Annotated in this window: 6 protein-coding genes; 4 read left to right on the forward strand and 2 right to left on the reverse strand. The window is 71.5% G+C overall.

The genetic code is table 11. The features are described 5' to 3' along the window. Nucleotides 1-431: 431 nt before the first annotated feature. On the reverse strand, nt 432-1,616 hold the full coding sequence (gene manA, locus ACZ4W9_RS22580) for a mannose-6-phosphate isomerase, class I (RefSeq protein WP_467938538.1): 1,185 nt from the start codon (nt 1,614-1,616) through the stop codon (nt 432-434). Nucleotides 1,617-1,896: 280 nt separating this feature from the next. Here manA and ACZ4W9_RS22585 point away from each other — a divergent pair, with 280 nt between their 5' ends. Beyond that, complete coding sequence (locus tag ACZ4W9_RS22585; protein WP_467938539.1) at nt 1,897-2,502, forward strand: lytic polysaccharide monooxygenase auxiliary activity family 9 protein; 606 nt, start codon at nt 1,897-1,899, stop codon at nt 2,500-2,502. A 158-nt stretch (nt 2,503-2,660) separates the two neighbouring features. Continuing rightward, nucleotides 2,661-3,095, forward strand: coding sequence for a nuclear transport factor 2 family protein (locus tag ACZ4W9_RS22590; protein WP_467938541.1), 435 nt, complete (start codon nt 2,661-2,663; stop codon nt 3,093-3,095). Nucleotides 3,096-3,290: 195 nt separating this feature from the next. Here ACZ4W9_RS22590 and ACZ4W9_RS22595 read toward each other — a convergent pair whose 3' ends face one another. After that, a complete protein-coding gene (locus tag ACZ4W9_RS22595) occupies nt 3,291-4,820 on the reverse strand; it encodes a helix-turn-helix domain-containing protein (protein ID WP_467938543.1) in 1,530 nt (509 codons plus the stop codon). Between the two features lie 211 nt (nt 4,821-5,031). On the opposite strand from ACZ4W9_RS22595, the gene ACZ4W9_RS22600 reads away from it, so the two are divergent. Together ACZ4W9_RS22600 and ACZ4W9_RS22605 are read left to right on the forward strand one after the other, a co-directional pair. Then, nucleotides 5,032-5,898, forward strand: coding sequence for an AraC family transcriptional regulator (locus ACZ4W9_RS22600; protein WP_467938545.1), 867 nt, complete (start codon nt 5,032-5,034; stop codon nt 5,896-5,898). 267 nt (nt 5,899-6,165) lie between these two features. Further along, nucleotides 6,166-8,976 (forward strand): aconitate hydratase, encoded by a 2,811-nt coding sequence (locus ACZ4W9_RS22605; RefSeq protein WP_467938547.1) that lies wholly within the window; start codon nt 6,166-6,168, stop codon nt 8,974-8,976. Nucleotides 8,977-9,345 lie beyond the last annotated feature (369 nt).

Consider the following 9,345-nt stretch of genomic DNA (forward strand, 5'->3'; position numbering starts at 1 on the left):
GCTCCCCCCCCCCACCCCCCCGCCCCCCCCCCCCCCCCCCCCCCCCCTCCCCCCCCCCCCCCCCCCCCCCCCCCCCCCCCTCCCCCCCCCCCCCCCCCCCCCCCCCCCCCCCCCCCCCCCCCCCCCGACGCCGCCTTCGGCTGTGTGACGGTGCTTCCGGCTCGCCGTGCCGGTGCCCGCGAGACGCCCGGCGGACCGGCAGGAACACGGGCGAGCCGGTCCGGAATCCCGCTGCCCGGGCGTCGGATCGCGGCTCGCGCCGGACAGCGGGACGACAAGTCACCGAAGAAGAACACCTATGGACGGACCCGCCGGAAAAGAAGTGGCGTGAAATGCCTTCATCGGTGGCTGGAAGAGAGGCTAGAACGAGACAGTAGAGGTGACAACCATCTGAGCCAAACCGGTTAAGTTTAGTTGGAGTTCAGTTGAGGTCATACGCCTGTGGTCGCCCGGAACACCATTCCCGCACCGAAGACGGTGACCTCTTCTCCGGCCGGCACGAAGACGGAGGCCCCCGGCGGGAGGGCGGCCTCCGCCCCGGGGCCGGCGAGGCGGACCGCGCCGTCGGTGCACACCAGGATCTGGGGGCGGGACGCGGGCAGGGCGCGGGCGACGCCGCGGCCGTCCAGGACGAGACGGGACAGCCGGAAGTCGTCGACCGGGGCCGGGTACACCTCTTCACCGGCCGCCGCGCGCACCGGCCGCACCACCGCGGCCTCGGCGGCGTCGAAGCGGACCACGCGCAGGAGTTCCGGCACGTCCACGTGCTTGCTCGTCAGACCGCAGCGCAGGACGTTGTCCGAGGCGGCCATGACCTCCACGCCCAGCCCCTTCACATAGGCGTGCGGCACACCCGGCCCGAGGAACAGGCCCTCCCCGGGCGCCAGCCGGACCTGCCGGACCAGCAGGGCGGCCGGCACGCCGGGATCCCCGGGATGGGCGCGGGCTATCCGGTCGTACCCGGCGAAGGCGTCCCGCAGCGGCCCCGGCCGCCGGGCCGCCGCCGCCAGCGCGCCGCCGATCTCGGCGAGCAGGTCCGGCGGGAGGGAGAGGAGGGCCGGGAAGACCTCCCGCAGCGCGTCCTCCTCCGGGGCCGAGCGGAGTGTCGCGGCGTACGGCGCCAGCCGGTCCACCCGCAGGGCGTCCAGCAGTCCGGCGCACTCGCGCGGCGGCCGGAACCCGCACAGGCCCTCGAACGGGGTGAGCGCGACGATCATCTCCGGCTTGTGCTGTGCGTCCCGGTAGGTGCGGTGGGGTGCGTCGAGCGGGACGCCCCGGGCGTTCTCCCGCGCGTATCCGGCGGCCGCCCGGGCCGCGTCGGGGTGCACCTGGAGGGACAAGGGGGCGTCGGCCGCCAGCAGCTTGAGGAGGAAGGGCAGCCGCGGCCCGAACCGCCGTACGGGCTCATCGCCCAACTCGCCCCGGGGATCGGCCTCGATGACCTCGTCGAGCCCCAGCGTCCGGCCCCCGCGCTCCAGCCGGGACGGCGCGGCGGGATGGGCGCCCATCCACAACTCGGCCTGGGGCGAGCCGTCCGGGGCGACCCCCATCAGCTCGGGCAGCGCGGTGACCGAGCCCCAGGGGTAGGGGCGGACGGCGTTGGTGAGGCGGTCCATGGGGTGGGGGTTCCTTTCGGGCGGGGAGAGAACCGGCGCGCGTACGGGTGTCCGCGGACGGCCACTCTGCCCGGTGTCTGACAACGTTGTCCAGGCGAACGCCGGGTTGAGCCGGCGCGGCCGTGCGGAGTCGCACGCGGACGCGGGGCGGGCGACGGGGCAGGGCCGGTCCGGCATTGGTATGGACATGTTCAGTCCATCGCCCTAGCCTGGGCTTGGTCTAGACCAACATGCACGGTACGGCTCACCGAACTCCCCACACGTTCCGAGGAGCGGCTACATGCGCACCAAGGCCAAGTTGTACGCGGCCGTGTTGGGCCTCAGCACCGCCGGGGCCTTCGCCCTGTCCACCGGCGGCGCCAGCGGTCACGGCTACACCGACCTCCCCATCAGCAGGCAGTTGCTGTGCGCCGACGGCACGGTCCGGGGCTGCGGCGAGATCCAGTGGGAACCGCAGAGCGTCGAGGGCCCCAAGGGCTTCCCGGCGGGCGGACCGGCGGACGGGCAGCTCTGCTCCGGCGGCGAGACCCGGTTCGGCCAGCTCGACGGCGCCCGCACCCCCAGGGGCACGGAATGGCCCACCACGAAGGTCACCGGCGGCCAGAGCTACACCTTCCGCTGGCAGTTCGAGGCACGGCACGCGACGACCGACTTCCGGTACTACGTCACCAAGCAGGGCTGGAACCAGGGTCACGCCCTCACGCGCGCCGACCTGAACACGACCCCGTTCCTGACGGTCCCCTACGGCGGCAAGCAGCCGCCGGCCACCCTCAGCCACAGCGGCACCCTGCCGACCGGGCTGAGCGGCCACCACGTCATCCTCGGCGTGTGGACCATCGCCGACACGGGCAACGCGTTCTACGCCTGCTCGGACGTGACCTTCTGACCCCGCCCCCCGAACAGCCCTGACCCACCGGCCGTGTCCGGCGTGAACCACTTTCTCCACGCCGGCCACGGCCGTACCCCGGCCCGCGAGCGCTGCGGCCTGCCGGAGGCGGGCAGCGAATCCGCCGCGCCGGCTCCCGTCCCCTACGCTCGCGTGTCATGAACCCAGTCGCGGACACGAACGCCGTCGTCAACCTGATCGCCGAGTACGCGGAACTGGTGGACGACGGTGACTTCGCCGGCGTGGGCGCGCTGTTCGCCGACGCCGTGTTCCTCGGCAGCGGCGCGCCGGCCGAGGGCGGCGCGGCCGTCGAGAAGCTGCTCAGGGACGCCGTGATCCTCTACGAGGACGGCACGCCGCGTACCCACCACGCCACGACGAACATCGCCGTCGAGGTCGACGAGGAGTCGGACACCGCCACGGCGCGTTCCTACGTCACCGTCTTCCAGGCCCTGCCCGGCCTGCCGCTGGGGCCCATCGCGGCGGGCCGCTACCACGACCGCTTCCACCGTCGCGACGGCCGGTGGCGGTTCGCGGAACGCCGTGTCCGCATCCGCTTGACGGGCGACGTGAGCCGCCACCTGCGCGCCTGAACGCCGCCCGAGCGCCGCCCGACGGCCCCCGGACGGGCCGCCCGGCCGTGACCACCGGGCCCGGCCTGTTCGTCCGCGGCAAGGCGGAGCCGGGCGACCGGGCGGAGTGCGGCGCGTGCCCGTCCCGGAGCTGCCGCCGCCCCGACCGGATCCGTTTCCTCACGGGTCGGGGCGGCATGCGGCGGCGTACGCGTCTCAGATGTCCCGGAAGATCTCGATCTGCGCCCCGATCGAGTTCAGGCGTTCCGCCAGGTCCTCGTAGCCGCGGTTGATGACGTAGACGTTGCGGAGCACCGACGTGCCCTCCGCCGCCATCATCGCCAGCAGGACGACCACCGCCGGGCGCAGGGCCGGCGGGCACATCATCTCGGCAGCGCGCCAGCGGGTCGGGCCCTCGACCAGGACCCGGTGCGGGTCCAGCAACTGGAGCCGGCCGCCGAGGCGGTTGAGGTCGGTCAGATAGATGGCGCGGTTGTCGTAGACCCAGTCGTGGATGAGGGTCTTGCCCTGCGCGGTGGCCGCGATGGCCGCGAAGAACGGGACGTTGTCGATGTTCAGGCCGGGGAACGGCATGGGGTGGATCTTGTCGATCGGCGCCTCCAGCTTGGAGGGGCGGACCGTGAGGTCGACCAGGCGCGTACGGCCGTTGTCCGCGCAGTACTCGGGGCTGCGGTCGTGGTCGAGGCCCATCTCCTCCAGGACCGCCAGCTCGATCTCCAGGAACTCGATCGGGACCCGGCGCACCGTCAGTTCCGACTCGGTGACCACGGCGGCGGCCAGCAGGCTCATCGCCTCGACCGGGTCCTCGGAGGGCGAGTAGTCGACGTCGACGTCGATGGTCGGCACGCCGTGCACGGTGAGCGTGGTGGTGCCGATGCCCTCCACCTTCACGCCCAGCGCCTCCAGGAAGAAGCACAGGTCCTGGACCATGTAGTTGGAGGAGGCGTTGCGGATGACCGTGACGCCGTCGTGGCGGGCGGCGGCCAGCAGCGCGTTCTCGGTCACGGTGTCGCCGCGCTCGGTCAGCACGATCGGCCGGTCGGGGCGGACCGAGCGGTCCACCTGGGCGTGGTACTGGCCCTCGGTGGCCGCGATGTCCAGACCGAACCGGCGCAGCGCGATCATGTGCGGCTCGATGGTCCGCGTGCCCAGGTCGCAGCCGCCGGCGTACGGCAGCTTGAAGCGGTCCATGCGGTGCAGCAGCGGACCGAAGAACATGATGATCGAGCGGGTGCGCACGGCGGCCTCCGCGTCGATCGCCGCCATCTCCAGCTCGGCGGGCGGCACGATCTCCAGGTCCACGCCGTCGTTGATCCAGCGGGTGCGGACGCCGATGGAGTTCAGTACCTCCAGCAGGCGGTACACCTCCTCGATGCGCGCCACCCGGCGCAGCACCGTGCGTCCCTTGTTCAGCAGCGTCGCGCACAGCAGGGCCACGCACGCGTTCTTGCTGGTCTTGACGTCGATGGCGCCGGACAGACGGCGGCCGCCGACCACGCGCAGATGCATCGGACCCGCGTAGCCCAGGGACACGATCTCGCTGTCCAGGGCTTCACCGATTCGGGCGATCATCTCAAGGCTGATGTTTTGGTTGCCGCGCTCGATGCGGTTCACCGCGCTCTGGCTGGTGCCGAGCGCCTCCGCGAGCTGTGCCTGCGTCCAGCCCCGGTGCTGCCGGGCGTCACGGATGAGCTTGCCGATGCGTACGAGGTAGTCGTCTGACATGACCTTGAGGCTATCTCAGATATGAGATGGCGCTCGCCAGGGGGGTCCGTTCGGATGATGAGATGACCAATCGTCAACCCGTTCGGCCCAACGCGGCGACCCGGGGCCCGGGTTCCGTGCCCGCGGCACCCGACCGCACCGGGCACGGGAAGTCGGGTCCGGCAGGGTGGTGCCTTCCTAACGTGAGTGAGCGAAAGGGAAGGAGGCCCGGGTGCTGGAGAGGCTCAACCAGGCCATGGAACACATCGAGTCGCACCTCGACCAGCCGATCGAGGTGGCCGAGCTGGCGCGCATCGCGGTGACGTCGGAATACCACTTCCGCCGGCTTTTCTCCGCGCTGGCGGGCGTCCCGCTGTCGGAGTACATCCGCCGCAGGCGGCTGACCGTGGCGGGCGCCGAGGTGCTCGCCGGCGAGCGGACGCTGCTGGACGTCGCGACGCGCTACGGCTACGGCTCGGGGGAGGCGTTCGCCCGCGCGTTCCGCGCCCTCCACGGCGTGGGGCCGGGGGAGGCCCGGCGGACCGGTGCGGCTCTGCGTTCCCAGCCCCGGATGTCCTTCCGTCTCATCATCGAAGGGAGCAGCAGCATGCGATACAGGATCACGGAGAAGGAGGCCTTCCGGGTGGTCGGCAGGAAGGCCCGCGTCCCGCTCGTCCACCAGGGGGTCAACCAGGCGATCGCCGACTTCGTCCGGGGCATCGGCCCGGAGACGCTCGGGCGCGTCGCGGCGCTGTCCGACCAGGAGCCGGAGGGGATCGTCGGGGTGAGCGACCAGCTCGACCCGAGCCGGGCGGAGGGGACCGAGCTGGACTACTACCACGGAGTGGTGACCGGCGCCGAAGCCCCCGAGGACATGGACGTCCTCGCCGTTCCGGCGGGCACGTGGGCCGTCTTCGAGAGCTCCGGCCCGTTCCCCGAGGCGCTCCAGCACCTGTGGCGGGACGTGTTCACCCAGTGGTTCCCGTCCAACCCGTACCGCAGCAGGCCGGGCCCCGAGATACTGCGCGTCGGGCCCGTACGGGACCAGGCGGAGGCGGACGCCGAGCTGTGGATCCCGGTGGAGCGGACCTCCGTCTGAGCGAGCGCCCCGCGGCCGCCCGGAAGCGCTTCCGGGCAGCCGCGGGGCGGATGCCGGAGCCCGTGACCGGGTTCACCGAGGCGTGCGGACATGACCAGGCGGCGCCCATGTACTAGTGTTATCTCGACATCGAGATATCTGCCGAGGCGCACCGCGGTCGCCGCATTGGTAAGGCATGCCTAACTTAGCCTGACCTCACTGGTTCGGCCAAGCCGGTGTGGCGGCAGGATTGACGGTGGTACGCGCACATCAATGAAGGAGACTGTCGTGTCGGCGAACAGCTTCGACGCCCGCAGCACGCTGCAGGTGGGCGGCGAGTCGTACGAGATCTTCCGGCTGGACAAGGTGGAGGGCTCGGCCCGGCTGCCGTACAGCCTCAAGGTCCTGCTGGAGAACCTGCTCCGCACGGAGGACGGCGCGAACATCACCGCCGACCACATCCGCGCCCTCGGCGGCTGGGACTCCCAGGCCCAGCCCAGCCAGGAGATCCAGTTCACGCCGGCCCGCGTGATCATGCAGGACTTCACCGGTGTCCCCTGCGTCGTGGACCTCGCCACGATGCGCGAGGCCGTGAAGGAGCTGGGCGGCGACCCGGCGAAGATCAACCCGCTGGCGCCGGCCGAGCTGGTCATCGACCACTCCGTCATCGCCGACAAGTTCGGCACCACCGACGCCTTCAAGCAGAACGTCGAGCTGGAGTACGGCCGCAACAAGGAGCGCTACCAGTTCCTGCGCTGGGGCCAGACCGCCTTCGACGAGTTCAAGGTCGTCCCGCCGGGCACCGGCATCGTCCACCAGGTGAACATCGAGCACCTGGCCCGTGTCGTCATGGTCCGCGACGGCAAGGCGTACCCCGACACCCTGGTCGGCACCGACTCGCACACCACCATGGTCAACGGCCTCGGCGTCCTCGGGTGGGGCGTCGGCGGCATCGAGGCCGAGGCCGCCATGCTCGGCCAGCCGGTCTCCATGCTCATCCCGCGCGTCGTCGGCTTCAAGCTCACCGGCGAGCTGAGCCCCGGCACCACCGCCACCGACCTCGTGCTCACGATCACCGAGATGCTCCGCAAGCACGGTGTGGTCGGCAAGTTCGTCGAGTTCTACGGCGAGGGCGTGGCCGCCACCTCCCTGGCCAACCGCGCCACCATCGGCAACATGTCGCCGGAGTTCGGCTCCACCGCCGCCATCTTCCCGATCGACGACGAGACCCTGAGCTACCTGCGCCTGACCGGCCGTTCCGAGCAGCAGGTCGCGCTGGTCGAGGCGTACGCCAAGGAGCAGGGCCTCTGGCTGGACCCGGCCGCCGAGCCCGACTTCTCCGAGAAGCTGGAGCTGGACCTCTCCACGGTCGTCCCCTCCATCGCCGGCCCGAAGCGCCCGCAGGACCGCATCGTCCTCGCCGAGGCGGCCCAGCAGTTCGCCAAGGACGTCCTCAACTACGTCGAGGCGCCGGTCGCGCAGACCGCGGACGCCGCCGCCTCCCCGGTGGACGAGGCCAGCGCCGAGTCCTTCCCGGCCTCCGACGCCCCGGCCTACGGCCACCAGGACAACGGCGCGGGCGCCCCGCAGCACGGCCAGGGCACCGGTGCCGTCCCGTCCAACCCGGTCCGGGTGACCGCCCCCGACGGCACCGGCTACGAGCTGGACCACGGTGCGGTGACGGTCGCGGCCATCACCTCCTGCACCAACACCTCCAACCCGTACGTCATGGTCGCCGCCGCCCTGGTGGCCAAGAAGGCGGTCGAGAAGGGCCTGACCCGCAAGCCGTGGGTGAAGTCCACCCTGGCCCCGGGCTCCAAGGTCGTCACCGACTACTTCGACAAGGCCGGCCTCACGCCGTACCTGGACAAGCTCGGCTTCAACCTGGTCGGCTACGGCTGCACCACCTGCATCGGCAACTCCGGCCCGCTGCCGGACGAGGTCTCCAAGGCCGTCAACGACCACGACCTCGCCGTCACCTCGGTCCTCTCCGGCAACCGGAACTTCGAGGGCCGCATCAACCCCGACGTCAAGATGAACTACCTGGCGTCCCCGCCGCTGGTCGTCGCCTACGCCATCGCCGGCTCCATGAAGCTGGACATCACCCGCGAGGCCCTCGGCACCGACCAGGACGGCAACCCGGTCTACCTGAAGGACATCTGGCCCTCCGAGGCCGAGGTGAACGACGTCGTCGCGGGCGCCATCGGCGAGGACATGTTCTCCAAGTCCTACAGCGACGTCTTCGCCGGCGACGCCCAGTGGCAGTCGCTGCCGATCCCGACCGGCGACACCTTCGAGTGGGACGCGGAGTCCACCTACGTCCGCAAGCCCCCGTACTTCGAGGGCATGACCATGGACCCGGCCCCGGTCGAGGACATCACCGGCGCCCGTGTCCTGGCCAAGCTGGGCGACTCGGTCACCACCGACCACATCTCCCCGGCCGGTGCCATCAAGGCCGACACCCCCGCCGGCAAGTACCTCACCGAGCACGGCGTCGAGCGGCGCGACTTCAACTCCTACGGCTCCCGCCGAGGCAACCACGAGGTCATGATCCGCGGCACGTTCGCCAACATCCGCCTGCGCAACCAGATCGCGCCGGGCACCGAGGGCGGCTACACCCGCGACTTCACGCGGGCCGCCGAAGGTGACGGGGATGCCCCGGTCTCCTTCATCTACGACGCCTCGCAGAACTACCAGGCCGCCGGCATCCCGCTGGTCGTCCTGGCCGGCAAGGAGTACGGTTCCGGCTCGTCCCGCGACTGGGCGGCCAAGGGCACCGCGCTGCTCGGCGTGAAGGCCGTCATCGCCGAGTCCTACGAGCGCATCCACCGCTCGAACCTCATCGGCATGGGCGTCCTGCCGCTGCAGTTCCCGGAGGGCGCGTCCGCCGACTCCCTCGGTCTGACCGGCGAGGAGACCTTCTCCTTCTCCGGCGTCACCGAGCTGAACGAGGGCCGCACCCCGCGCACCGTGAAGGTCACCACCGACACCGGTGTCGAGTTCGACGCGGTCGTCCGCATCGACACCCCCGGTGAGGCCGACTACTACCGCAACGGCGGCATCATGCAGTACGTGCTGCGCAACCTGATCCGCAAGTAAGCGGTTCGGCACGGCGGCACAGGGCCGCGCTCCCGGCACCCGGGGGCGCGGCCCTTCGCCGTACCGCCCGGGGGTCCGGACCGCTCTGGGCGGACCCGGTGGCCGAGGGCACCGGGTCCGCGAGCCGGGCAGGCGAGGGGGGTGGGGCACCTGCCCGGGGAGGGGGGTCGGAAAGCGCGTGTCCGGCGTGACCCGCCGTGGGCGCGCGACATCGTTGTCATAGGGCCGTGACCTCGACTGTACCGCCGCCGCAAGGGACCCCGTCAATCCGCTTCGCTAGCTGTTCTGTCCGGGGAGGTTGTGGACAGGTGAGCCAGGTCTCGGCTGAGAGGTCTTGAACGGGTGAGGGCCTTCCGGGTTCGGTGTGGA

The sequence above is a fragment of the Streptomyces sp. NPDC029296 genome, assembly GCF_055569255.1.

Excerpts from the sequence above, each read along its gene's own strand:
- manA (WP_467938538.1), bottom strand. The coding sequence starts at position 1,616 with ATGGACCGCCTCACCAACGCCGTCCGCCCCTACCCCTGGGGCTCGGTC.
- ACZ4W9_RS22585 (WP_467938539.1), top strand. The coding sequence starts at position 1,897 with ATGCGCACCAAGGCCAAGTTGTACGCGGCCGTGTTGGGCCTCAGCACC.
- ACZ4W9_RS22590 (WP_467938541.1), top strand. The coding sequence starts at position 2,661 with ATGAACCCAGTCGCGGACACGAACGCCGTCGTCAACCTGATCGCCGAG.
- ACZ4W9_RS22595 (WP_467938543.1), bottom strand. The coding sequence starts at position 4,820 with ATGTCAGACGACTACCTCGTACGCATCGGCAAGCTCATCCGTGACGCC.